The sequence below is a fragment of the Sphingomonas sp. DC4900 genome (assembly GCF_049896485.1).
GTDB classification, from domain to species: domain Bacteria; phylum Pseudomonadota; class Alphaproteobacteria; order Sphingomonadales; family Sphingomonadaceae; genus Sphingomonas; species Sphingomonas aquatilis.
In genome coordinates this window covers 67,600-92,106 of the sequence record NZ_JAFCUK010000004.1, presented here as the reverse complement: position 1 = coordinate 92,106, position 24,507 = coordinate 67,600, and the positions used below count along the sequence as shown (strand labels likewise).

Sequence of the window (24,507 nt, the reverse complement as noted above, 5' to 3'; positions counted from 1 at the left end):
TTGGTCCGGGGTCCACCCGGCCGCTAGGGGCGGGCAAGAGGCTCCAGCCATCCCCCTCGCCGCGGAGTGGACCCCGGACCGAGTCCGGGGTGACGGATGGGAGGCGGAAACGCCGCCCCACCCTCTCGACGATCAGAACGTCGCGCTCACCCCCAGGCTGAACACCCGGCCGAGATTGTACCGGTTGATGTACACTTCCTTGCCGCTCGCGAAGGTCTGGCTCTCGTTATAGCGCGTACGCGTCAGGTTGCGCGCCTCCGCCTTGATCTCGAACTCCCCACCCAGCAGCTTGACGCCCTGGCGCGCGACCAGGTCCAGGCGGATGCCGGGATGCTCGACGATATCGGGCTGGAAGGTGTTGCCGCCCAGGTTCGACGGCCCGCGGTTCGTCACGCGATCGCTCGCATAGTTGAACAGCAAGGTGATCTGCGACAGCGATTCCTTGTCCTCAATCCCGACCTGCACGTTGACCAGATGGTCCGACTGGCCGGTCAGCGGCGCGCCATCGCGGAACAGCAGCCCCGCCGGCCCGAGCTTCGAGCCGCAGCCCGCCAGGCCCGTCCCCGTCGAGCGGAAGTCGACCGCCGGATTTGGCACGCAGGTGCCGTCCGCAGTGATCTTCGACTTGGTGTAGGTGTAGTTGGCGATCAGCAAGGCGCGCCGCGTTGCGAAGAAATCGCTGCCGGCGAACAGGTCGCCCAGCGGGAAATACTTCTGCAGCTCGATTTCGCCGCCATACAGCACGGCCTTGGGCAGATAGGTGAAGCCCGTCTGCAACCGATCGTCGGCACCGGTGTAGAAACCGACCTGTTCGATCGGGCGATCGATCCGCTTGTAGAAGCCAGCCAGCGTGAAGCGCTGGTCGCGCTTGAAGAACCATTCGTAGCGCGCCTCGAGGTTGTACAGCTCACTGTCGCGCAGCAACGGGTTGCCGAAGAACAGCCGATCCGAATCAGGGTCGCGGAACTGCTGCGGTGCGAGTTCGCGGAACTGCGGACGTGAGATCGTCTTGGCGGCGCTCGCACGCAGCTGCATGTCGGGCGCGAAATTCCACGTCAGCGTCGATGCCGGCAGGAAGTAATCGTTGCGCAGTCGCGTACCGCCCGTCGTGACACCAAACGGCGTGACCCGCTCGTCGCCCTTTTCGTAGCGCACGCCGATCACCGCGCGCAGGCCGTCGAACGCCTCCGCCTCGGCCTGGACATAACCCGCGTGCACGTTGAGCTTCGCATCGTAGCGATAGGCGCCCGCCTGCGTGTTGAATTGCAGCTGGATCGTGCAGGGATCGGTGTTTGCGGTCAGCGGGCAGGCATTGTTGAGCACGTCGGGGCTGAGCAGGTAATCCGGCCGCAGTAGATTATAGGGATAGCCCGGCGCGGTGCCGCCGCCCCGCGACGTCTGATAGTTGAAGACGAGCCGTGACGAACGGCGCTTAGTGTCCTGATAGAAATAGCCCGCCGACACCGTGATCGGCCGATCGGCATCGATCTTGTACGACGCGTCCGCCTGACCGGTCCACAGATCCTCGTTCAGCTCGCTGAAGATGATCGAGGCGAAGGGCGTGAAGCGCTGCGTCACCTGATAGGCGCCGTTGCACTGGAACCCGCCGGCCTGCTGGATGCCGTCGCTGGTGATCGGATAGCCGTTGGTCGTCGTCGCCGAGCACAGATAGTCGAACTGCCGCTCATAGGGCGCGTTGCGCTTCGAATTGGCATAGGCGCCGCGCGCGTCGACCTTCAACGCGTCGGTGATCTTGAATTCGCCGACCAGCTGCGTCTCGATCAGCTGGCGTTCGAACCAGTTGGTGTTCTGCTGGAAGCGCAGACCGCTGGCGTTGTTGTACAGCTCCGCCGCGGACCCGCGCGCCTGCTTCAACGTGTCGTGAATATAGACGTTGGTCCAGCGCACCGTGTTTTCGCCAAACTCGAGGCCCAGCCCGATCAGCGCGTTGGCGACGATGCGATTGTCGGTCAGCAGCGTACGGAAGTCGTTGCGCAGCGTGCCGTCCGCCGACACGCTGTCCTGCTGTACCGCCGATCGCGTGCGGAAGGTGTTGCTGGCGCTGAGCGACGCGATCACGCCGAGGCGCGACGACCCGATGTCGTAGACCGAGCCGCCGCTGATCTCGCCCGACCAGTTCGCCGGCAGCTGGTTGTTGCGCTGGAGCAGCGTCGTCGAGGCGTTGGACAGTTGCGCGACCTGCGCGGCCGGGATGATACCGCTGCCCTTCGGGGCGTTGCGGATAAACGCGGGCACCTTGCGCGTGCCATCGTCATAGCCGATCCAGTCCGCGCCACCGCCGTAATAGGTGTAGCCGAGTTCGCTGGTCGTCGAATCGTCGGCCGCGATCGATCCGCCCACTTGGACGAAATTCTTGTCGGGAATCGCCTTGGTCGTCAGGTTGATGACGCCGCCGCCGAATTCGCCCGGATAGTTCACCGAATAGGTCTTCTGGACCAGCGCCGATCCGACGATCGTCGTCGGGAAGATGTCGAGCGGCACCGACCGGCGCAGCGGCTCGGGCGACGGCAGCGGCGATCCGTTGAGCAGCGACGACGAATAACGATCGCCCAGGCCGCGCACGTAGACGAAACCACCGCCGACGACCGACAGGCCGGTGACGCGGGTCAGCGCGCCGGCGATGTCGCCCTCGCCCGTGCGCGCGATGTCGGCGGTCGACAGGACCGAGACGATCTGCGGCGTCGCGCGGACGACGTTGGGGATGTTGCGGCCGACGACGACGATATCCGCGCCATCGCCATTCATGCCGGGTGCGGACACCTCGACGGGTGCCTCCTGCTGATCGGTCGAGGTCGGCGCCGCACTCTGCGGGTCGGCCGCGCCGCTCGGGCTGGCGGTCGCGGGCGTCGAGGTCTGCGCCGGGGCGCCGGCGCCATTGGTCTGCGCCAGCGCGGCCGGCGCCACCAACGTGGTGGAAAGAAGAAGAAGGGTGGCGAAAGCGTGCCGCTGCGACATGACCGTCAATCCCGGACAGGAGGCTGTAGATACAGGTGTCCGGGGCGGCGTTGCCGCCACCCCGGAACCGATGCTGGCTGGGGACGGGTGCGTCCCCACCGCATCAGCGGCCCTGGCAGGCGAAGTAGATCGAGTTGAACGTCGGCGGGCCGAAGTCCTGCAGCGTGTCGTCCTTCGGCCGGATCGTCGTGCGGCCGCCGCTGGTCTGCTCGCCGGCGACGAGGTTGATGCAGGCGACGTTGCTCACCGTCTTCACGATGCCGTTGACGTAGCGCATGTCCGACCCGCCACGCTGACGGATCGCAGCCGGCGCCAGCGCGGTCTGGATGAAGGTGAAGTTGGCGTAGGTCGAGAAGGTGCGCGGCAGCAGATCCTCGGCGTTGTTCGAGTCGATCTCGGTCGAGAAGCTGTCGACCGTCGCGCCGCCGACGCGCTGCGCCGCGATCATGAACTGCATGAAGCCGCGATAGCCGTTGTCGATGTCGAAGCCGTCGTCGTCGGCGCCGGTGACCGCGATGTACTTGATGTTGGTGTTGCCGCCGAAGATCTCGATGCCGTCATCCGCCGAATTGTGGCTCTGGATATGGTCGATGATCGTGCCCGAGCCGGTGCCGCCCAGCGTCAGGCCCTGCAGTTCGTTGCCGTCGCTGATCGCGATGCCCGAATAGCGGATCTGGACGTAGGACATCTGGCCCGACGAGTCGCCCGTGGTCGGCCCGCCGTAGAAGCGGCCGGTAACGCCCTCGATCGCCTGCTGGCAGGTGGTCGAGCTGCCCGCCGCATTGTTCGGGCCGGTGCCGCTGGCGCACACGCCGGTCGGCGCACGGCCGAGCAGGATGATGCCGCCCCAATGGCCCTGGCTGGTTTCCGATTCGCCGGTCGCCGAGGTCACGTTCTGCTGCGAGGTGAAGATGATCGGCGCGTCGCGCGTGCCGATCGCCACCAGCTTCGAACCGCGGTTGACCAGCAGCAGGTCGTTGGTCGCCTCATTGGCGTTGGAGAAGACGGTCACGCCCGCCTCGATCGTCAGCGTCGCGCCGGTGCCGCCGGTCGAGCCCAGATCGGTGCCCACTTCGGTCTGGCCGGTCAGGCGATAGGCGATGCCGGGTATGCGTGGCAGGGTCAGGCTGGTGGTGATCGCCTGCGGGATGTCGCACACCTTGAAGCCGCCGACCGTCGCCGCGGTCGCGGTGCCGCTGCCACCGGTCGCGGTGACCGTGCCCGTCGGGCAGGCGGTGCCGCTCGCCAGCGTGCCGATCGCCGGCACCGCGGTGCAGCGCGCGCCCGACCCGCCGAATTCCGCCGCGGTCGAGTTGCAGGTCCAGCCTTGGAAGCTCGTGTCGCTCGGGCCGTTCAGGGCACCGACGTAATTGGTGCTGGTGAAGAAGCTGTTGATCGACGACGGGTCGGTCGCGGTGGTCAGCGACGTCGACGAGACGGGGTAGACGCCGTTCAGCTGCGCGCCGGTGCCGTTGATGTTGTTGTTGCTGCCCGCATTCACGATCGCCAGCTGTTCGTCGGCGGTGATCGAGATGCCGTTCACCGTGGTGACGGCGGCGAACTGCGCCGCGGTGATCGCGCTGGGCGTCGGCGTGGGGGCGGTCGGCGTCGGCGTCGGAGCCGGCTGCACGATCGTCACGCTGCCCGCGCCGGGCGAGGCGACGTTGTCCGCGCCGCCGCAGCCGGCAAGCGCGAGGCAGGCGGCGGACGTCATGAGGAATTTGCCGTAGCGCGTGGTGGTCGCCATGATCGAAATGCTCCCGGTCGATATGCGTTGTCGCGAAGTCGGGCTGCGTGCCCGCGATCGACCAAGGTTCCCCCGTTCGCCGATCCCTGAAGCGGCGGTTAGGCGCGTTGAATGACGCCATCGTGAGGATTTCGAGACGGTTCCGTTACGATGATGCGACGGTTTCGTGACACTGCCGACGGGGTGCGGCGCTAGCTAAGCGATTAATATGCCTACAGTTGATGACCAATAAGGGGGGAGCCGCCGACGTATCTCGGCAAGCCGCTCTCCTGCGTAAACGCCCCCTCCACCACGCCCTCCGGGCGCGGTCCCCCTCCCCCGCTAAAGCGAGGGAGGACTTTTGACGCATGTCAGTCCTCCCCCGCCAGGGGGAGGTGGCAGCGCACAGCGCTGACGGAGGGGAGGACACGGCCAGCTCGCCGATCCACGACACCCCAAACGCCACAAACGCCCGACAAACAAAACGGGCGCCCTCCCCACGGAGGACGCCCGTCGCATCATGCGAGAAGCGTGCGCTTACTTCTCGCCGTTGTCCTTCACGCCGACGGCGGGAACCGAGATCGTTTCCTTCTCGGTCTTCACCTTGGGCACTTCGACCGTCTTTTCGGTGGTGCCGACGACAACTTCCTTCGAATCGAGATCGACCTTCGGCAGCGAACCGCCCTTGGCGCTGACGTCGACCGACGGCAGCGAGCCTTCCTTCGTGACCTTGGCGCTCCAGAAGCCGGTCGCGAACAGCAGGCCGACGATCACGAGCGCGACGACCGCGACGATCGCCAGCACACGGCCTGCACCGCCGCGACGTTCCACCACGACGCGCTGTCCGGTCCGATCGGTCGTATAGTCCACCATCACCACTCTCCCTGAAATGTGAAGGCGTTAAAGCGCACGGGCCCCGCATTGTTCCCGAGGCGCAACGACAAAATGACAGGGATATGACACGAACGGGCAACAGGGCCGGCGCGTGATCGCCTCGCGGCCCGACGGACGCAGCGCACCAAAAAGCCCGCCGGTCGATGCGACCTGGCGGGCTGATATGGTGGGCGCGACAGGGATTGAACCTGTGACCCCACCCGTGTGAAGGGTGTGCTCTACCGCTGAGCTACGCGCCCGAAACAGTTCGGAGGCGGGCCTTTAGGGGGCGGCGTGGCCCCCTGTCCAGTGCAAAATCCTTGCGCGAAAAAATTTGCGCCCGAATATCGCCCCGCCCGCTGGGATCAGTTGACCGAATCCTTCAGGCCCTTGCCGGCCTTGAACTTGGGCTGGCTGGATGCCTTGATCGTCATCGGCTCGCCGGTGCGCGGGTTGCGGCCCGTCGACGCCTTGCGCTTCGACACCGAAAAGGTGCCGAACCCGACCAGGCGCACTTCGTCGCCCTTCTTGAGGCTTGCGGAGATCGCGTCGAACACCGCTTCGACCGCCTTGACCGCATCGCCCTTGGCGAGGCCCGACATGTCCGCGACAGTCGCGATCAATTCCTGCTTGTTCATCGAGTTACTGCCCCCTTTGGCATGAGCGTCAGAATCATTGCCCCGCCGGAACAACGAATAACGCTGTCGCGGCCGGGCATGTCAAATGATTATGGCCGCGTCCTCTCCGACGCGGCCGTTCGATAGCGTTAATACACGGACCCTAAGGGTCGCCAAGTGCTCAGTGATGCAACTCGCCGCCCGCGGGCGCAACCCCTGTCGGGGGCAGCGCTGCAAGTTCGTCGGCGTCGGTCCAATCGATCGCCTCCAGCGGCTCGGTCAACGCGAGCGTCAGCACCTCGTCGACATGGCTGACCGGAACGATGGTCAGGCCATCCTTCACGTTCTGCGGGATGTCGGCGAGATCCTTCTCATTCTCCTGCGGGATCAGCACCGTGGTGATGCCGCCGCGCAGCGCCGCGAGCAGTTTCTCCTTCAGGCCCCCGATCGGCAGCACGCGGCCGCGCAGCGTCACCTCGCCGGTCATCGCGACGTCCTTCTTCACCGGCACGCCGGTCAGCGTCGACACGATCGACGTGACGAGGCCGATGCCCGCCGACGGCCCGTCCTTCGGAACCGCACCCTCAGGCAGGTGGATGTGGATGTCCTTGCGATGGAACAGCGAGGGCTTGATGCCATAGCTGGGGCTGCGCGCCTGGACGAAGCTGAACGCGGCCTGCACCGATTCCTTCATCACGTCGCCCAGCTTGCCGGTGGTCTTCACCGCGCCCTTCCCCGGCACCGTCACGCTCTCGATCGTCAACAGCTCGCCGCCGACCTCGGTCCAGGCAAGGCCCGTCACCGCGCCGATCTGATGTTCGGTTTCGCTGAGGCCATGACGATACTTCTGCACGCCCGCGAATTCGTGAAGGTTGTCCGGCGTGATCGTGACGCTGCTCGCCTTGCCCTCCAGGATCTGGCGCAGTGCCTTGCGCGCGAGCTTGGCGATCTCGCGCTCCAGCGTGCGCACGCCGGCCTCGCGGGTGTAGCGCTGGATGAGCGCGCGCAGCCCCTCTTGCGTCAGCGTGAACTCGCCCGCCTTCAGGCCATGCGCCTCGATCTGCTTCTCGACCAGATGGCGTTCGGCGATCTCGACCTTCTCATCCTCGGTATAGCCCTCCAACCGGATGATCTCCATGCGGTCGAGCAGCGGCTGCGGCAGGTTGAGCGTGTTCGCGGTACACACGAACATCACGTCGCTCAGGTCGATATCGATCTCGAGATAATGATCGTTGAACTTGCCGTTCTGTTCGGGGTCGAGCACCTCAAGCAGCGCCGACGCCGGATCGCCACGGAAATCCTGGCCCAGCTTGTCGATCTCGTCGAGCAGGAACAGCGGGTTCGACGTGCCCGCCTTCTTCAGGTTCGTCACGATCTTGCCCGGCAGCGAGCCGATATAGGTCCGGCGATGGCCGCGAATCTCGGCCTCGTCGCGCACGCCGCCCAGCGACTGGCGGATGAACTCGCGCCCGGTCGCCTTGGCGATCGACTTGCCGAGGCTGGTCTTGCCGACGCCCGGCGGGCCGACGAGGCACAGGATCGGCCCCTTCAGCTTGTTGGTGCGCGCCTGCACGCCGAGATATTCGACGATCCGGTCCTTCACCTTTTCCAGCGCATAGTGATCCTCGTCCAGCACCGCCTGCGCGGCGGCGATGTCCTTCTTGATCTTGCTCTTCTTGCCCCACGGCAGGCCGAGCAGCACGTCGAGGTAATTGCGCACGACGGTCGCCTCGGCACTCATCGGTGCCATGGTCTTCAGCTTCTTGAGTTCGCCCGTCGCCTTCGCGCGCGCTTCCTTGCTGAGCTTGAGCGTCGCGATCTTCTGGGTCAGCTCGGCGATCTCGTCGCCGTCGCCCTCGTCGTCGCTATTCCCCAGCTCGCGTTGAATCGCCTTCAACTGCTCGTTGAGGTAATATTCGCGCTGCGTCTTCTCCATCTGGCGCTTGACGCGGCTCTTGATCTTCTTCTCGACGTGCAGGACGCCGAGCTCGCCTTCCATCAGCGCATAGGCCATCTCGAGCCGCTTGACCGGATCGAGCTCGACCAGCAGCGCCTGCTTGTCGGCGACCTTGACCTGGACGTTGGCCATCAGCGCGTCGGACAGCTTCGCCGCCTCGACCAGCTCGCCCAGCTGCTGCGCGGTTTCCGCCGGCAGTTTCTTGTTGAGCTTGGCGTAGGTTTCGAACTGCTCGACCGCCGAGCGCATCAGCGCCTCGACCTCGATGCCCTCGGCTACGCGCTCTTCCAGGATCTCGATCGTCGACTGCAGATAGCCATCCGCCTCGGACAGCTCGACCAGCCGTCCGCGCGCCTTGCCCTCGACCAGCACGCGCACGGTGCCGTCGGGCAGCTTCAGCAGCTGCAGCACGGTCGCGGTGACGCCGACCTCATACAGGTCCTCGCGCGCCGGATCGTCCTGCGCGGGGTCGAGCTGCGCGACGAGGAAGATTTCCTTGTCGGCGTTCATCGCCGCTTCCAGCGCCGCGACCGATTTGTCGCGGCCGACGAACAGCGGCACGATCATGTGCGGGAAAACGACAATATCGCGCAGGGGAAGGACGGGAAATAGGGTCATGGATACTCCGACGCCGCCCGATACCGGGGCGGCCTTGTCGCCTATATGGGGTGGCTTGCGATAGGCATCAATCGTTACGGGTCGGTATGCAAGCCTGAGCAGTCGATCGGGTTCGGGCCAATCGCTTTCGTGGCAATCGCGTCAGGCCGCTCGCTTCGGACTTGTCATCGCCCGGCCCAGCGTGGAAACCGGCGCTCGCCTGTCCCCAGGGAGAAACCGATGTCGCCACGCCTGCCCTTCGCTGCCCTGCTGCTCCTGTCGACGGGGGGCCACGCTGCGGAAAAGGGCATGCCGCCGATCACCGCGCAGACCGCTTTGTCCGGCGGCCCGCTCGATCCCGCGCAGAAGAAGGTGACGCTCGACACCGCCGATCTCGCGATCGAGGTCGATCCGGTGCGCGAGGTGATCAACGGCACCGCGACGCTCACCTTCACCGCGCGCGACCGGATCAACAAGCTGGTCGTCGATCTCGACAAGAATTTCACCGTCACGGCCGTACAGGTCGACGGCGTCGATGCGGGGTTCAGCAACCCCGAAGGCCGGATGACGATCACGCTCGCCAAAAAGGCGGCGAAGGACGCCAAGCTCACCGTCAAGATCGTCTACGGCGGCCGCCCGCACACCGCGGTGCGCGCGCCCTGGGATGGCGGCTTCGTCTGGGCGAAGACGCCCGACGGACAGCCGTGGATCGCGACCGCGGTGCAGATGGAGGGCTGCGATCTCATCTGGCCCTGCATCGATTACCCGACCTACGAACCGCAGAAGGTGACGCTGCACATCACCGTGCCCAAGGGGCTGTCGGCGCCGTCGAACGGCAAGCTGCTCGGCGTCGATCGCCTCGACGACGGCCGCTCGACGTGGAACTGGGAGGCGAAGCACCCGAACCTCTACGGCATCGCGCTGAACGTCGGGCCGTACGAACAGATCGCCGGCACCTACAAGAGCCGCTTCGGCAACGAGATCCCGATGTTTTATTGGTATCTGCCCGGTGAAAAGGAAAAAGCGGAGAAACTCTTCGCCGAATTCGCCCCGACGATCGACTTCTACGAATCGACCGTCGGCCCCTACCCCTGGGCGGATGAAAAGGTCGGCGTGGTCGAGACCCCGCACAAGGGCATGGAGCACCAGACGATCAACGCTTATGGCAACAATTACGCCAAGGCGCCCGAGGGGTTCGACTGGCTGTTCCAGCATGAATTCGGTCACGAATGGTTCGCCAACCAGCTCACCGCGAGCAACTGGGACGACTTCTGGCTGCACGAAGGCTTCACCGCCTACATGCAGCCGCTCTACGGCCGCTGGCGCGAGGGCGATGGCCGCTACACCGCGATGATGCTGGCGAGCCGCCCGGCGATCCTGAACGAATCGCCCCTCGTCACCGGCAAGCCGCAGGCCGCCGAAGAGGTGTATGAGAAAGCGCCCGGCCGCGGCAGCGACATCTACAACAAGGGATCGTGGGTCCTCCACACGCTGCGCAACGCCGTCGGCGACGCAGCCTTCGGCGAAATCCTGCGTCGCGAGGTCTATGGCCGCCCCGATCCGGCGCCCGGCAATTTTACGCCGCAGTTCCGGACGACGCCCGAATTCATCGCGATCGTCAATCAGGTGACCGGGCAGGACTGGCAGTGGTTCTTCGACACCTACCTCTATCAGGCCGCCTTGCCGAAGCTTGTGGTCAACCGCAACGCGACGCAGCTGACGCTGAAATGGGTCGCCCCGACCGGCAAGCCCTTCCCGCTCCCCATCGAGGTCGCGGTGGACGACGTCGTGCGCAAGGTGCCGATGACCGGCGGCCTCGCGACGATCACGGTCCCGGCGGGCGCGCATATCGTCGTCGACCCGATGTCCCGCGTGCTGAAGCAGGACGACGCAGTGGATGCCTATCAGGCGTGGAAGAAAGACCAGGCAAACAAGTAACGTACGCAAATCCTCCCCTGCTTTTGCAGGGGAGGGGGACCGCGGCCGAAAGGCCGTGGTGGAGGGGCAGCCACACGCGATGCCGCCTGCGGCGGCGCCTCCACCCCCCGGCTGCGCCGGGCGGTCCCCCTCCCCGCAGAGCGGGGAGGAATTAGACAGGTATCCCCCATGCTCCTCCTCGCCCTGCTCGCCGCCGCCGCCGCACCGCTCCCCAAGAAGGGCGAGCCCGCGATCACGCCCCTCACCCAGACGTCCGGCGGCGTCCGCCCCGCCGAACAACTCGCGCTCCGCTTCGACCATGCCGACCTCACCTTCGAGGTGCTGCCCGACACCGAAACCCTCAACGGAATCGCGACGCTGCGCTTCACCGCCACCGCGCCCGTCGCCACGCTGCTGATCGATCTCGACCGCAACCTGCCCGTCACCGCGATCACCATCGACGGCGCCGCCCTGACGCCGACGAGTTGGTCGAATCCCGAAGGGCGCCTCGCCATCCGCCTGCCGCGCGCGCTAAACGCGGGAGACAGCGTCACCGCGCGCATCGTCTACGGCGGCCAGCCGCACGTCGCGGTGCGCGCGCCCTGGGACGACGGGATGGTCTGGTCGAAGACGCCCGACGGTCGCACCTGGTTCGCGACCACATCCGAAGGCTATGGCTGCGACCTGTTCTGGCCGTGCCTCGACTTTCCGACCGGCGAACCCGCGCTGGTCGATATCCACATCATCGTACCCAAGGGCTTGAAGGCGCCCTCCAACGGTCGCCTGATCGGCATCGATACCCTGCCCGACGGGCGCACCCGTTGGAACTGGCGAACGCGCAACCCCAACACCTACGCCATCGCGCTCAACGTCGGGCCGTATGAAGAGATCAGCGGCACCTACAAAAGCCGTTTCGGCAACACGATCCCCATGTCCTACTGGTATCTGCCCGGCGAGAAGGCGCAGGCCGAACGCCTCTTCGCCGAATTCGCGCCGACGCTCGATTTCTTCGAAACCATGGTCGGCCCCTATCCCTTCGGCGACGAAAAGGTCGGCGTCGTCGAAACCCCGCACAAGGGGATGGAGCACCAGACGATCAACGCCTACGGCAATGATTACGCCAAGACGCTGGAGGGCTTCGACTGGCTGTTCCAGCACGAATTTTCCCATGAATGGTTCGCCAACCAGCTCACCGCCGCCAATTGGGACGATTACTGGCTGCACGAGGGCTATGGCACCTACATGCAGCCTGCCTACGGTCAGTGGCGCGAAGGCCGCGCGCGCTACGACGCGATGATGCAGGCCGAACGCGACAAGATCGTGAACGCCCAGCCGATCGTGAAGGGCAAGGTCCTGACCGAAGAAGAGGTGTACGAACCCGACAAGGGCGGCGCGGGCCAGGACATCTATTACAAGGGATCGTGGATGCTCCACACCCTGCGCGGGCTGATCGGCGACGACGCTTTCTGGAGGATCACGCGCCTTGCGGTATACGGTCGCCCCGATCCGCGCCCCGGCAATTTCCACCCCCGTTTCGGTTCGACCGCGGAATATGAGGCGCTCGTCCGGCAGGTGACGGGCAAGGACTATCGCTGGTTCTTCGACGTCTATCTGCGCCAGGCAGCTCTACCGGACCTCGTCGAAACGCGCGCCGGCGACCGCGTAACCTTCGCGTGGACCGTGCCCGGCGGCGGCGCCTTCCCCATGCCGATCGACGTACAAATCGGCACCACCACCACGCGCCCGCCGATGACCGACGGCCGCGGCACGCTTACTATTCCGGTCGGCACCCACTACATCGTCGATCCCGACGCAAAAGTCCTGCGGCGCAGCGTCGCGGTAGAGGAGATGAGGGCATGGCGACCGACGCACGGCGCGCGCTGATGGGCAGCCTCTGGCCCGCCCGCGCGGCAGAGATGGCGGCGATCTTCATGGTCGGCGACGGCCTGATCGGACTTGCCCAACCCGATCGCCATGTCGATTTATGGAAGGATGCGGCGCTGGGCGCAGAGCGCGTGGTCCGACCGTTCGTCGGCCATCCGGCCCGTCGCCGGGTCTACGCTGTCGCGCAGATCGCCGCCGGACTGTGGCTCGCCAGTCGCCAGCGCCCCAAGCCTATCCGCGACTGAGCGGCAGCGCGGGCAGCGGCATCGGCGTCGCGTCGCCGTAGAGGTGCGATACGTCAGCCTTCCACCCCTTCAGGCAGGTCACGGCCTTGCCCTCGCACACCGGCATCGTGACCAGTCGCACCCAACGGCGCCCGCCATCGACCGGTCGAATCGCGATATCGAGCGTGAAGCCGCGCCGATGGCGGATCGCATGGGCGCGCAGCCGCTCCATCGCCGCCCGCGACGATTCCTCGTACAGCGTCACCACCTCTTCGCGCTGCGGATGATGGTCGGCCGGATAGCCGAACAGGCGGCGCACGTCCGTGCCCCAATCGAGCCGCTGCCCGGCCAGTTCGCAGCTCCACGCGTTCGCGGACGTGTCGAGCCGAGCACGAACCGGGTCGGATGGCGCGCGGTCCAGTTCGATCACACGCCCCAGATCGAAGCGATCGGCCATCCAAAGGGGCCAGCTGTGGTGAAGCGGTAAAGGCTCGGTCGGGATCACGCGCGGCGGCTCCTATACCTCTGCGCGCTAACCCAAATTGCACTAACGGCTGGTTACCACCTTTTACGGAAGCCGTTCGGTGGGTTCGACGCCCCACAGGTGCGATACCTCGATATAGCCCGCCTGCCCCTTGACGTCGAAACGGCACCAGCCATTGCCGCATTCGCTCAGCCGCCCGACAACGCCCGGGGCCGCGCGCCACGACAGGCCGGCGCCGGCGGACGGCTGCGCCCGCATATCGGCGGGTTGCTGGCCACGCACGATGCCGGTGCGGCGTTCGCTGAGCAGCGCCGCCAGCATCCAGCCCTGCGTGCCGTCCGGGTCTTCCACCTTGCGCCACTGTTTAAAGACGGCGACCACACGCACGGGCAGATCGGCGCGCTGATACAGCCAACTCGCCGGATAGGTCTTGTCCGGCCCGGTCCGCATCCGCGCGCGGCCTGCGTTGATCGAGGCGTAATATGGCAATGTCTTCTTGGCGTCGGCCGCCAGCGCGCCGCCTTCGATAGCGACCGCCGCCAGCACCGCTGCCGCCCAGATCCGATGGCGCATCGTCACTGTCCCTTTTTCTCGTATATCCTCTCTCTAGCGCCACCGCGCGCGGTGGCAACGATGCGTTGACGTTCGCCCGCGCCTTCGCCAAGCCGGACGCGCGATGCCAGATACCAGCCCCCGTCCGCCGGCGCCGCGCGCGCCCCGCGTGATCGTCACGCGCGAGTTGACCGACTCGATCATGACGCGGCTGGAGGATCTGTTCGACACGACGAACAACCGCGGCGATGCGCCGATGACGCGCGATCAACTCGCTGCGGCGATGGCCGACTGCGACGTGCTGGTCCCCACCGTCACCGACGAGATCGACGCGGCGTTGATCGAAGGCGCCGGCGACCGGCTGCGTTTGATCGCCAATTACGGCGCAGGCGTGAACCATATCGCCCTAAAGGCGGCACGCGCCCGCGGCATCATCGTCACCAATACGCCGGGCGTGCTGACCGAAGACACGGCGGACATGGCGATGGCCTTGATCGTGTCCGTCCCCCGCCGGCTGGCAGAGGGCGAGAAGCTCGTCCGGTCGGGCGAATGGCATGGCTGGAGCCCCGGCGGCATGCTGGGCCGGCGCATCGGCGGCAAGGCGCTGGGCATCGTGGGCATGGGCCGAATCGGCCAGGCGGTCGCGCGTCGTGCCCGCGCCTTTGGCCTGTCGATCCATTATCACAACCGCCGCCGCCTGCCCGCGGTGGTCGAGGCGGACCTGGGCGCGACCTTCCACGCCGATCTCGACGACCTGCTCGGGCTCGCTGACATCGTCACGATCCATACGCCGCTCAACACCGACAGCCGCGACCTGATCGACGCGCGGCGTATCGGTCTGATGCGGCCGCACGTCTATCTGATCAACACCTCGCGCGGTGGCATCGTCGACGAAGTCGCGCTGGTCGATGCGCTGGAGGCGGGTCGGCTCGCCGGAGCGGGCCTCGACGTCTGGGAGCACGAACCGCGGATCGATCCGCGCCTGCTCGCGCTGCCCAATGTGGTGATGACGCCGCACATGGGCTCGGCGACACTTGAAGGGCGGCAGGCGTCGGGCGAGCGGGTCATTCAGAACATCCGCATGTGGGCGGACGGCCACCGCCCGCCCGATCAGGTGCTCGACGGCTGGGTCTGACGCCTCCCGCGCGAATGTAACAAATCGTGATATTTCATGGGGTCGCGCAACCTTTGCTGCGCGGCAACATTGAACGCGGCACCCCATTTGACAGGATGCCTAACCCATGACGCTCAAGCCGATCGCCGCCACGCTCCTTCTCCTCGGCACCGCTGCCGGCCTGTCGGCCTGCTCGACGCTCAAAGGTGCAGGTATCGGCGCGGCGGGTGGCGCAGGTGTCGCTGCGGCAACGGGCGGCAGCGTCGAAAAGGGGGCCGCGGTCGGTGGCACGGCCGGCGCCGTGGTCGGCACCGTCGCCAACTAACCTTATGGAGCGGGGGTCGAGCCTCAACCCGGCTCCCGCTCCTCCAACGCCGCGGCCCGCCTCAGGTCCTTAGCCCGCCCCATGCGGCGCAGCAGCGCGATCAGCTCGGATCGTGCCGGCACGAAGAGCGTCGTATCGCGTACGGCGATCGCCCCCCGCGTTTCAGGCTGCACCGGCCACCATCCCTGCGGACCGGCGATGGCGAAGCCTGCCATGATCTCCACAGGCACGTCCGCGCCCTGCCACACGGCAAAGATATCCGATCGGAAGAGCGGGTCCGGTGGCTTCGCCAGCGGCGCTATCCCGGCCGCCGCCAGCACTGCGGCAACATCCGCGCGATCGATCAGGACATCGATGTCGTGAACGTCGCCGGCCTCCGCTCCATGCAACACGACCGCGCCGCTGCCGATGATCCACCACGGATGGAGCGCCGGCCGCATCAGTTGCGCGACATCAGCCAGCGCCGCGGCCACCCTTGGCGTCATGTGGGCGTGCCGTCGTCCGTCTCGAACAGCGTCAACGCACGCTCGCCGATGCCGAATTCCGGCCAGCACGCACGCCACGCGGCCAGGTGCGGCGTCACGAAATGTCGCTCCAGCGCAGCGCGATCCCGCCAGCGCTCCGCGACATGGATCAGCCCCGGCTCAAGCACGTCCTCTGCGTAGCTATAGCCAAGGCATCCGTCCTCGGCCCGGCTCGCCTCCACCATCGCGCGCATCGCCGGACGCGCCGCCGCCAGCCGGTCGGCGGGCAGGCGGATCGTCCCGGCGATCAGCAGCACGATCAGTCGCCGGTCAGGATGCGGTCGACCAGCTGCTTCACGGACGGCACGAAGCCGTTCGAATAGAAGGGATCGCGCTTGAAGTTATAGGCGGCGTGACCGGCGAACATCAGGTTCTGGTCGACGTCGCCACCGTGCGCGATGTCCTGCAGCGTCTTCTGAATGCAGAAGCTGCGCGGGTCGGCGAGGCGACCGGTCGAATTCGTCTCGGTATCCGCCCAGCTCGAGAAGGCGCATTGCGACAGGCAGCCCATGCAGTCCGCCTGATCCTTGCGGATGATGCCCTTTTCGGTCGGCGTCACAAAAACCAGCGTATTGTCCGGCGTCTTCAGCGCATCGGTATAGCCTTCGCCGAACCACTGGCGCGCACGCAGCAGGTCGTTGCGCGTCACCCAGAAGTTCTTGCCCTTCACGCCCACGTCGAGCTGGAAGACGTGGTCGCCCGCCTCCTGGGTCGAGAAGGCGATCTGGCGTTCGGACCGCGCCTCCAGGTTACGCAGGAACGGGTTGCGTACCGCGGACGAATAGAAGCCCGTCGGCGAGAAGCGATGCAGCAGGACGTCGCCTTCCTCGATCTGCGTCAGGCGGGCTTTCCACTCTTCGGGAATCGGGCTTTCCTGCGTCAGCAGCGGGCGCGTGCCATATTGGAAGGCGATGGTGCCGAGCTCGGGATTGTCGATCCAGTCGTTCCAGTCGCGCAAATACCAGACGCCCCCGGCCATCACGATCGGCGTGCTGTCGGGGATGCCGCCTTCGCGCATCACGCTGCGGAGCTCGGCGACGCGCGGGTACGGGTCCTGCGGCTTCAGCGGGTCTTCGGCGTTGGACAGGCCGTTATGGCCGCCGGCCAGCCACGGGTCCTCGTACACCACCGCCGCCAGCCAGTTCGCCGCCTTCGAATAGGCGCGCTTCCACAGCGCGCGGAAGGCACGGCCCGACGAGACGATCGGCAGGTACGACACTTCGTACGACGCCGCGATCTCGCTGAGCTTATAGGGCATGCCCGCGCCGCAGGTGACGCCCGCCACCATGCCACGGGTCCGCTCCAGCACGCCGTGCAGCACACGCTGCGCGCCGCCCATTTCCCACAAGACGTTGATATTGATCGCGCCCTTGCCGCCCGCGATCTCGAACGCGCGCTTGACCTGCTGGACGGCGCCTTCGATGGCATATTCGATCAGCTCTTCATGGCGGGCACGCCGCGTCAGCGCACGATAGACCTGCGGGATGATCTTGCCTTCGGGATCGTAGCTGTCGGCATTGACCGCCGAGACGGTGCCGATCCCGCCCGCCGCGGCCCAGGCACCCGCGGAGGCATGGTTGGTCGCGGCGACACCCTTGCCGCCCTCGACCAGCGGCCAGACCTCACGGCCATTGTACACGATCGGCTTCAGGCCCTTGAACACGGAAAATCCAACCTCGCTGGGAACAAATCCCGCCGGCTATACAAGATGAACGCGGCGAAGCGAAGAAAATGCAACGTGTGCTAGCCGCATGCACCACCGGACCTGCGGCAGGCTTAGGCGGCGGTTAACCCGATTGCGGCAGAGAGGCGCGACACGACACGTCTTCTTATGCCGAGGGATCATCGACCCATGGGGGTTCTCGACACTCTGATCGCGCCCAAGCGCACGCCCCGTTCCCGCAAGCCTGCCCCCATGCCGCTGCCCAGCGGTCCGCTCGACGCGCTGCTGTCCGGCCAGTTCGCCGCTTTGGGCTATGCGGCGGGCGCGGTGCCGCATGGCGGCGCCACCGGATCGGCGTGGTCACGCGGCTATGTGCTGGGTGCCGCCTGCGCCTCGCTTCAGCACCGCCCGGCGGCTCCGGTCACCGATCGCGAATGCTTCGCCACCGCGCTCGCCGCCTTTGCCAGCGCCTATGGCAAGGATCAGGCGCGCGACATTCTCGCCGGCACGGTCGAGGCGGCCGAAGCCCAGGAACCGGAGGTCGAGGACGGCCTGCTTCAAGGCGCGAGCGATCTCGCCCTGCTCGCCCATGGCGAGGCCGATCCGGCAACGCTCGCCTTCGTGACACGCAACGCGGTGGACCTGACGGAAATTTGATCGCCGAAGACGGATTACTCTTCGGCGTAGCGGATCATTCCTCCCCCGCCAGGGGGAGGTGGCATGCCGTAAGGCATGACGGAGGGGGAGGTCAGGGCAGCGCTTCGTTATTAGGGACGTTGCTGTCCGCCCCCTCCGTCACCGCCTTCGGCGCCGCCACCTCCCCCTGGCGGGGGAGGAATGGGAACGCGACTTCGCATTTTTATCCGAACTACCCCAGCGCGCCCGGACGCCCCAACGCGTCCGCATACAGCGTCCGGTAAAGCGCGATCATCGTATCCGCATCGTAATCGGCGCGCGCCTTGGCCTGATTGGCTGCGCCGACCCGCCGGCGCAATGCGGCATCCGACACGAGGGCCTGCAACGCATCGCGCAGCAGTACCTCGTCGCCTCCGGTGACGAAGGGCGCATTCTCCGCCGCGACCATGCGTGGCACGTCGCCCACCGGCGTGCTGACGATCGGGAGGCCTGCTGCCATCCCCTCGACGACGCTGATCGGCAATTGCTCGCTTTTCGACGACAGCGCCATGACGTCGAACTGCCCGACGAAGCGATACGGCCGGTCGAGGAAGCCGGGCAGCACCAGCCGCTCGGCGATACCCATCGCCTTGGCCGCGGCGAGGATCGCGTCTCGCTCGGGCCCTTCGCCGACGATCACCAGCTTGAACCGACCGCTCAGGCCGCCGCAGGCGCGCACCAGCAGCGGCAGGTTCTTCACCTCGCGCAGGCCCGCCAGACTGCCAATCACCACGTCGCGGGGATCGCGCAGGAAGCCGGGGATCGCGCGCAATTCGGGCTTTTGCGTGTAGCGCGCCGTGTCGATGCCGTTGGCGATGCGGTGCACGCGGCCGGCCGGCTGTTTCCACGTCGTGCGCGCAATGCCTTCCAACACCTCCGACGGGACGACCAAGGCATGCGCCGCCCCCAAGGCCATGCGGCGATAGACGTTGCGTTCGATCTTCAGTCCGCCCGCCTCGTCGGCGTTGAACCCGTCTTCGTGGTGGACCAGCGGCGGCATGCCCTTGGGGAAGACGCGGCGCGCCATCACCCCGTCGATCGCGCCCCAATTATAGGTCAGCACCAGATCGAAGCGCCGCATGTAGCGCGCCAGCGCCTCATAGCGCGCGACCGATGGCCGCCCGGTCAGCGACGGCGGGTCCTGCGCGATCTCGTAGCGGATGCCCTTGGCGATCTGGGCGCGCGCGCCGAGTTGATCGGGCATGCCACTGACGATCGTGTGCCGCGCCGCGTCGCCGAAGGCGTTCATCAGGCGCACCGCGCGCGCTTCCTTGCCGCCCAGGCTGAAGCTGGAATGCAGGTGGAGGATATGGACCGGCTGGTGCATCGCGCCGGGCTGTACCCCGTTCGCATCGCCGACGAAACCGCTTTGCCCCAGCGAATCGCGATCAGCGCAGCGGCAGCATCCGCCGTTCGACGATCGACCGCCACGCCCATTCCACCGGCGCGATGCGGAAGTGGCAGACATAGACGTTCGCGCCCCACAGCAGCAGCGCGTTCACGGCCAGCGCCACCGCCATCATCGCCGTCCAGTCGAGTCGACCGTACAGCCCCAGCCCGATCGGCGAGAAGATCAACCACGACACGATCAGCGTCTGCGCGACATAGAGCGTCAGCGCGGTCCGGCCGGCCGCGACGAACGGCTGCAACAGCCGCCGCCCCCGCGCCCCCTGTACCGCCAGCATCACCGCGGCGAGATGCCCCATCGTCATTGCCAGCCGGGCGAAATCCTCCCACAGCCAGGCGACGTCGAACCCGCCCCCCAGGCGGGTCGCTTCCCACCCGCCGTACAGGCGCAGCGGCACACCCATGCCGTATCCCACCGCGAGCAGCCACCCATACCGCCGCCGCGACCAGGCCCCCTGCAACACGCCCCAGCGGAACAGCGCCGCGCCGATCAGCATCGTCGCCGCGGCTTCCCAGACGATCACCACTTCCTCGTTGCGCAGCCGATCCATCGACACCGCGCGCTGCCCGGCGGTCCATTGCGCCATCGTGCCGTGGCCGAACGCATCTTCGCGCGCGACCGCCGCATCGTCCGCCGCTGCGGTGCGGGTCGCGCTCGCGGACGCGGCGGTGGGATCGGCGAGCCGGTGCGAGACGGTGCTCAGCCCCAGCGCCATCGTGAACGTGGCATAGGACAGGCCCAGCACCAGCAGCGCCCGCGGCGGCAGGCCACGGAACAGGCACGCGACCATCGCCGCCACCGCATAGCTGTGCAGGATGTCGCCCGGCCACAGCAAAAGCATCATGTGCGCCATGCCGAACGCCCACAGCACCAGATTGCGCCAGCCATAGCGCAGCGGAACGCTGAGCGGATCGCTCGACCGCGCATCGATGCGGTCGGTCAGGATCAGCATGCCCGCGCCGAACAGCATCTGGAGCATCGCGCGCGGCGTGCCCTCGATCAGGATCGTGCGCAGCCACCAGACGATCTGGTCGCTCGCGCTCCAGCCGAGATGGTGCAGGTCCGACCAATTGGCGGTCATCGACGCGCCCATCTCGCTGATGTTCATGAACAGGATGGCGAGGATCGCGATGCCGCGCAGGATATCCAGCGTCGCGATCCGCGGCGCCCCGTCTGGTTCATTGGCCGGCTCATTGGCCGGCGGAACCGCCGCCGGCATTCCCGCTTCGCTCACGCGCGCGCCTGATCCAGCAGACGGTCGATGGCATCGCGCAGCGGCTCTTCGGCAAGCGTCGGGGCGTGGCCGACACCGGGCAGCGTCACCAGCTCCGCGTGGTCCAGCGCCGCCAGCATCCGCTCGGCGACCGGCTGCGACAGCACGTCGGATCGGCCGCCGCGAACGATCAGCGTCGGCGTGTCCCGCAACGCCGACAGCGCCGCCCACATATCCGCCCCCGCCTCGTTACCCGGCGTACGGAAGGGTTCGGCGATCTTCAGATCGTAATCCAGCACGATGCGGCCACTGCTGGTCAGGCGGTACAGCCGCTTGGCCATCGCCAGCCAATCCTCGATCTCCCAATCGGGATAGACGTCGCCATTGCCCTCGGCGAGCGTGCGGGCCGCGTGCATCCACGTCGGGCAGCTGCTGCCCTTGCCCACATAGCCGCGAATCCGGCTCAACCCCGCCGCCTCGATCTCCGGCCCGACGTCGTTGAGCAGCGCCGCGGCGATCGGCGCACCCGCCTGCGCGAGCAGCATCGTCACGATCCCGCCCAGCGACGTACCGATGGCGACGAACCGCCCGATCCCGCGCTCGGCCAGCAGCGCCTGGACGTCCGCGACATAGGTGGCGGGGAGATAGGTCATCGGATCCTTGGCATATTCGCTGCGCCCGCGTCCCCGAAACTCGACCGCGATCACCTGCCGCCGTCCGGCAAGCCTTGCGGCGAGCGCGTCGTAGTCGCGCGCGTTGCGGGTCAGGCCGGGAAAGCACAGCACGGGCAACAGGCTCTCATCGCCCGGATACAGGCGATAGTGCAGCTTCAGCCCGTCGGCCGACATCCAGTAACCGTCTTCGTACGCAGCCATGCGGGTATCCTCGGGGTTGCGGCCGGGGGGCAGCGCCCTCCATATCCACACATGCCCACCACCCCGCAAGCATACCGCCCCGCCACCGCCTTGCTCGATCTCGGCGACACGATAGCGACCCCGGTGGAGGCCGCCGGTTTTCCGGAGACGTGGCTGCGCTTCCGCAACGATCGCGCCGCTGCGGAGGTCGGGCTGGCGACGCTGGTTGATAGCGAATGGATACAAGCCTTTGGCCGCTTCCAGCCGCTGCCCGGCACGCTGCCGCAACCGCTCGCGCTGCGCTATCACGGCCATCAGTTCCGCCAGTACAACCCCGACATCGGCGACGGCCGTGGGTTTACCTTTGCGCAGCTGTACGACGGGGCCGGCCGGCTGATGGACCTCGGCACCAAGGGATCGGGCCAGACCCCCTACAGCCGCTTCGGCGACGGCCGGCTGACCTTGAAGGGCGGCGTGCGCGAGATTCTGGCGACCGAGATGCTGGAGGCGCTCAACGTCCCCACCAGCCGCACGCTGTCGCTGATCGAGACGGGCGAAGAGCTGGTTCGCGGCGATGAACCCTCGCCCACGCGGTCGGCGGTGCTAGTGCGCCTCAGCCACAGCCATATCCGCATCGGCACCTTCCAGCGCCTCGCCTACGAGCGCGACGAAGCGGGCATGCGCGCGCTCGTCCGCTACGTCCTCCACCATCTGTACGCTGAGGAGTCTGACGATCCGATCCGCCTGCTCACCCATGTCGTCGAGCGCACCGCGCGTCTCGCCGCACGCTATATGGCGGCAGGCTTCGTCCATGGCGTGCTCAACAGCGACAATATCAACGTGACCGGCGAAAGCTTCGATTATGGCCCGTGGCGGTTCGCCCCGACGTGGGACCCCGCCTTCACCGCCGCCTATTTCGATCACGCCGGCCTCTACGCCTTCGGCCGCCAGCCCGAGGCGATCCATTGGGACGTGATGCAGCTCGCCGCTTCGCTGCGCCTGATCGCCGAGAGCGACCCGTTGATCGCCGCGCTCGAGACGTTCCCGGCGCTCTATCAGCGCGAGATCGCCGACGCGCTGCTCTGGCGGATCGGCGTCACCCCGCGCGGCGGCGATGAGGACCGCGCGCTCGTTCGCACCCTCGAACGCACGATGCGCGCGAGCGAGGTGGCCATCGATCGCCTGTTTTTCGACGTGTTCGGCGGCGCTCTGCCGGACAGCTACGGCAGCGCGTGGGATGATCTGCGCGCCGCCCTCGCCCCCTACGCACCGCGCAAGTCGCGTGACCACGCCTATTGGCAGGGCGGCCCGTGCAGCATGCTCATCGACGAGGTCGAGGCGATCTGGTCCGCCATCGCGGAAGCCGACGACTGGTCCCGCGTCCACGCCAAGGTCGCCGCGATCCGCGCCATGGGCGACGCGCTCGCCTGAGCGCCACCTTGCCGCCCCGCCGCCATTCGCCTAACCCCGCCCGCAGGAGGGCCGAAGCGCACACGCATGGTTGACGAGATCATCTCCCACGAACCCGCGACCGGGGCAGAGCTCTGGCGTGGCCCGATCGGCAATGCCGATGCCGAGGTGGAGGCCGCGCGCGGCGGCTGGGCCGCCTGGGCCGCGCTGCCGCTGACCGTGCGGATCGAGACGATGCGCCGCTTCGGCAACGTCGTGCGCCAGCGTCACGAACAGTTCGCCGACCTGCTCGCCCGCGAAACCGGCAAGCCGCTGTGGGAAGCGCGGACCGAGATCGACACGGTCATCGCCAAGGTCGACATCTCCGTCACCGCTTATGCCGAACGCACCGCGCAGCGCCGCCTCGATGCACCGATGGGCAGCCGCATGGCGCTGCGCCACAAGCCGCACGGCGTGCTCGCGGTGCTCGGACCCTATAACTTCCCGGCGCATCTGCCCAACGGGCACATCGTGCCCGCGCTGCTCGCCGGCAATGCGGTGGTGTTCAAGCCTTCCGAAAAAACGCCTGCGACCGGCGCCTTCCTGATCGACTGCTACCGCGCCGCCGGCGTGCCCGAGGCGTGCGTCCGCTTGCTGCTCGGCGGCCCGGCGGAGGGCAAGGCGCTCGCCGAACATCCGGATATCGACGGCCTTTTGTTCACCGGATCGGCGCGAACCGGCCTCGCGCTCAACCGCGCCTTTGCGAGCAAGCCCGAAAAGATTCTGGCGCTGGAGATGGGTGGCAATAACCCGATCATCGTCTGGGACACGCCCGACCTGCATTCGGCCGCCGCCCTGGTGATCCAGTCCGCCTTCACCTCCGCCGGCCAACGCTGCACCGCCGCGCGCCGCCTGATCGTCGAAGACCGGCTGTACGATCCACTGCTCGAGCAGGTGAATGCGCTCGCCGGGCGGCTGATCGTCGGCGCGCCGCATGACGATCCGCAGCCGTTCATGGGGCCGGTGATCGACAACCATACCGCCGACATGCTGACCGAAAGCTTCCTCGCGCTGTCGATGCGCGGCGGCCGTCCGATCCGGCACATGGAACGGCCGATCGACGACAAGCCGTTCCTCAGCCCCGCGATCATCGACATGACCCACGCGACCGAACGGCCCGATATCGAGCTGTTCGGCCCGATCCTGCAGGTCTATCGTGCCGGCGATTTCGATGAGGCGATCGGCATCGCGAACGACACGCGCTATGGCCTGTCGGCGAGCCTCGTCAGCCACACGCCGTCGCTCTACGACCGGTTCTGGGCGGGCATTCGCGCCGGCATCGTCAACTGGAACCGCCCGACCAACGGCGCGTCTTCCGCGGCCCCGTTCGGTGGCATTGGCTGGAGCGGCAACCATCGCCCCAGCGCCTATTATGCCGCCGATTACTGTGCCTATCCCGTCGTCAGCAACGAAGCGGAAAGCGCGCGGGCGAATATCGGGATCGGATTGCGGGACGCGTAAACCCCGCCCTCACC

The 24,507-nt window shown here is 67.0% G+C and carries 21 protein-coding genes and 1 tRNA gene; 8 read left to right on the top strand and 14 right to left on the bottom strand.

Going from position 1 to position 24,507, the window contains the following annotated elements; translation table 11 throughout:
* Nucleotides 1–132: 132 nt before the first annotated feature.
* The 6 genes from ACP690_RS06890 to lon form a co-directional block, all read right to left on the bottom strand.
* A complete protein-coding gene (locus ACP690_RS06890; RefSeq protein ID WP_426260584.1) occupies nucleotides 133–2,976 on the bottom strand; it encodes a TonB-dependent receptor domain-containing protein in 2,844 nt (947 codons plus the stop codon).
* Nucleotides 2,977–3,079: 103 nt separating this feature from the next.
* Nucleotides 3,080–4,723, bottom strand: coding sequence for a hypothetical protein (locus tag ACP690_RS06885; RefSeq protein ID WP_426255906.1), 1,644 nt, complete (start codon nucleotides 4,721–4,723; stop codon nucleotides 3,080–3,082).
* A gap of 516 nt (nucleotides 4,724–5,239) precedes the next feature.
* Nucleotides 5,240–5,575: a hypothetical protein gene (locus ACP690_RS06880; RefSeq protein WP_017979249.1), complete on the bottom strand. Its 336-nt coding sequence runs from the start codon at nucleotides 5,573–5,575 to the stop codon at nucleotides 5,240–5,242.
* A gap of 185 nt (nucleotides 5,576–5,760) precedes the next feature.
* Nucleotides 5,761–5,835 (bottom strand) — tRNA-Val (locus tag ACP690_RS06875).
* Between the two features lie 105 nt (nucleotides 5,836–5,940).
* A complete protein-coding gene (locus ACP690_RS06870; protein ID WP_017979250.1) occupies nucleotides 5,941–6,213 on the bottom strand; it encodes an HU family DNA-binding protein in 273 nt (90 codons plus the stop codon).
* 160 nt (nucleotides 6,214–6,373) lie between these two features.
* Complete coding sequence (gene lon / locus ACP690_RS06865) at nucleotides 6,374–8,767, bottom strand: endopeptidase La (RefSeq protein ID WP_043060267.1); 2,394 nt, start codon at nucleotides 8,765–8,767, stop codon at nucleotides 6,374–6,376.
* A 219-nt stretch (nucleotides 8,768–8,986) separates the two neighbouring features.
* Here lon and ACP690_RS06860 point away from each other — a divergent pair, with 219 nt between their 5' ends.
* From ACP690_RS06860 to ACP690_RS06850, 3 genes are all read left to right on the top strand, one after another.
* On the top strand, nucleotides 8,987–10,684 hold the full coding sequence (locus ACP690_RS06860; protein ID WP_426260583.1) for a M1 family metallopeptidase: 1,698 nt from the start codon (nucleotides 8,987–8,989) through the stop codon (nucleotides 10,682–10,684).
* A 168-nt stretch (nucleotides 10,685–10,852) separates the two neighbouring features.
* Nucleotides 10,853–12,547 carry a M1 family metallopeptidase gene (locus ACP690_RS06855; RefSeq protein ID WP_426260582.1) on the top strand — a complete coding sequence of 565 codons (1,695 nt, stop codon included), beginning with the start codon at nucleotides 10,853–10,855 and terminating at the stop codon, nucleotides 12,545–12,547.
* Complete coding sequence (locus ACP690_RS06850) at nucleotides 12,520–12,792, top strand: hypothetical protein (protein WP_426260581.1); 273 nt, start codon at nucleotides 12,520–12,522, stop codon at nucleotides 12,790–12,792. The genes ACP690_RS06855 and ACP690_RS06850 overlap by 28 nt, the downstream gene beginning before the upstream one ends.
* On the opposite strand, the gene ACP690_RS06845 is transcribed toward ACP690_RS06850, so the two are convergent.
* The gene (locus ACP690_RS06845) at nucleotides 12,779–13,228 is read right to left on the bottom strand and encodes a hypothetical protein (protein ID WP_426260580.1); all 450 of its coding nucleotides are present in this window, start codon (nucleotides 13,226–13,228) and stop codon (nucleotides 12,779–12,781) included. The genes ACP690_RS06850 and ACP690_RS06845 overlap by 14 nt on opposite strands.
* Before the next feature lie 111 nt (nucleotides 13,229–13,339).
* Nucleotides 13,340–13,828 (bottom strand): SH3 domain-containing protein, encoded by a 489-nt coding sequence (locus ACP690_RS06840; RefSeq protein ID WP_063685420.1) that lies wholly within the window; start codon nucleotides 13,826–13,828, stop codon nucleotides 13,340–13,342.
* A 103-nt stretch (nucleotides 13,829–13,931) separates the two neighbouring features.
* Here ACP690_RS06840 and ACP690_RS06835 point away from each other — a divergent pair, with 103 nt between their 5' ends.
* Together ACP690_RS06835 and ACP690_RS06830 are read left to right on the top strand one after the other, a co-directional pair.
* Complete coding sequence (locus ACP690_RS06835) at nucleotides 13,932–14,942, top strand: 2-hydroxyacid dehydrogenase (RefSeq protein ID WP_426260579.1); 1,011 nt, start codon at nucleotides 13,932–13,934, stop codon at nucleotides 14,940–14,942.
* Between the two features lie 106 nt (nucleotides 14,943–15,048).
* Nucleotides 15,049–15,246 (top strand): hypothetical protein, encoded by a 198-nt coding sequence (locus tag ACP690_RS06830; RefSeq protein ID WP_017979258.1) that lies wholly within the window; start codon nucleotides 15,049–15,051, stop codon nucleotides 15,244–15,246.
* A gap of 23 nt (nucleotides 15,247–15,269) precedes the next feature.
* Here the strand turns inward: ACP690_RS06830 and ACP690_RS06825 are convergent, their stop codons facing one another.
* The 3 genes from ACP690_RS06825 to ACP690_RS06815 are packed head-to-tail and all read right to left on the bottom strand — an operon-like array spanning nucleotide 15,270 to nucleotide 17,433.
* Nucleotides 15,270–15,719, bottom strand: a complete 450-nt coding sequence (locus ACP690_RS06825) for a hypothetical protein (RefSeq protein WP_426260578.1) — start codon at nucleotides 15,717–15,719, stop codon at nucleotides 15,270–15,272.
* Between the two features lie 8 nt (nucleotides 15,720–15,727).
* Nucleotides 15,728–16,027, bottom strand: coding sequence for a putative quinol monooxygenase (locus ACP690_RS06820; RefSeq protein ID WP_426260577.1), 300 nt, complete (start codon nucleotides 16,025–16,027; stop codon nucleotides 15,728–15,730).
* 2 nt (nucleotides 16,028–16,029) lie between these two features.
* Nucleotides 16,030–17,433 carry an NAD(P)H-dependent flavin oxidoreductase gene (locus tag ACP690_RS06815; protein WP_043060112.1) on the bottom strand — a complete coding sequence of 468 codons (1,404 nt, stop codon included), beginning with the start codon at nucleotides 17,431–17,433 and terminating at the stop codon, nucleotides 16,030–16,032.
* Between the two features lie 189 nt (nucleotides 17,434–17,622).
* Here ACP690_RS06815 and ACP690_RS06810 point away from each other — a divergent pair, with 189 nt between their 5' ends.
* The gene (locus ACP690_RS06810; RefSeq protein ID WP_231376747.1) at nucleotides 17,623–18,090 is read left to right on the top strand and encodes a hypothetical protein; all 468 of its coding nucleotides are present in this window, start codon (nucleotides 17,623–17,625) and stop codon (nucleotides 18,088–18,090) included.
* Nucleotides 18,091–18,301: 211 nt separating this feature from the next.
* Here the strand turns inward: ACP690_RS06810 and ACP690_RS06805 are convergent, their stop codons facing one another.
* The 3 genes from ACP690_RS06805 to ACP690_RS06795 all read right to left on the bottom strand — a co-directional run bounded on the left by ACP690_RS06805 (nucleotide 18,302) and on the right by ACP690_RS06795 (nucleotide 21,604).
* Nucleotides 18,302–19,435, bottom strand: coding sequence for a glycosyltransferase (locus ACP690_RS06805; protein WP_426260576.1), 1,134 nt, complete (start codon nucleotides 19,433–19,435; stop codon nucleotides 18,302–18,304).
* A gap of 61 nt (nucleotides 19,436–19,496) precedes the next feature.
* Nucleotides 19,497–20,750 carry a DUF418 domain-containing protein gene (locus ACP690_RS06800; protein ID WP_426260575.1) on the bottom strand — a complete coding sequence of 418 codons (1,254 nt, stop codon included), beginning with the start codon at nucleotides 20,748–20,750 and terminating at the stop codon, nucleotides 19,497–19,499.
* Nucleotides 20,747–21,604, bottom strand: a complete 858-nt coding sequence (locus ACP690_RS06795; protein ID WP_426260574.1) for an alpha/beta fold hydrolase — start codon at nucleotides 21,602–21,604, stop codon at nucleotides 20,747–20,749. Before ACP690_RS06795 ends, ACP690_RS06800 begins: the two co-directional genes overlap by 4 nt.
* A gap of 51 nt (nucleotides 21,605–21,655) precedes the next feature.
* Here ACP690_RS06795 and ACP690_RS06790 point away from each other — a divergent pair, with 51 nt between their 5' ends.
* Both ACP690_RS06790 and astD read left to right on the top strand, forming a co-directional pair.
* The gene (locus tag ACP690_RS06790; protein WP_426260573.1) at nucleotides 21,656–23,014 is read left to right on the top strand and encodes a protein adenylyltransferase SelO family protein; all 1,359 of its coding nucleotides are present in this window, start codon (nucleotides 21,656–21,658) and stop codon (nucleotides 23,012–23,014) included.
* Nucleotides 23,015–23,080: 66 nt separating this feature from the next.
* Nucleotides 23,081–24,493, top strand: a complete 1,413-nt coding sequence (gene astD / locus ACP690_RS06785) for a succinylglutamate-semialdehyde dehydrogenase (protein ID WP_426260572.1) — start codon at nucleotides 23,081–23,083, stop codon at nucleotides 24,491–24,493.
* The last annotated feature ends 14 nt before the right edge of the window (nucleotides 24,494–24,507 follow it).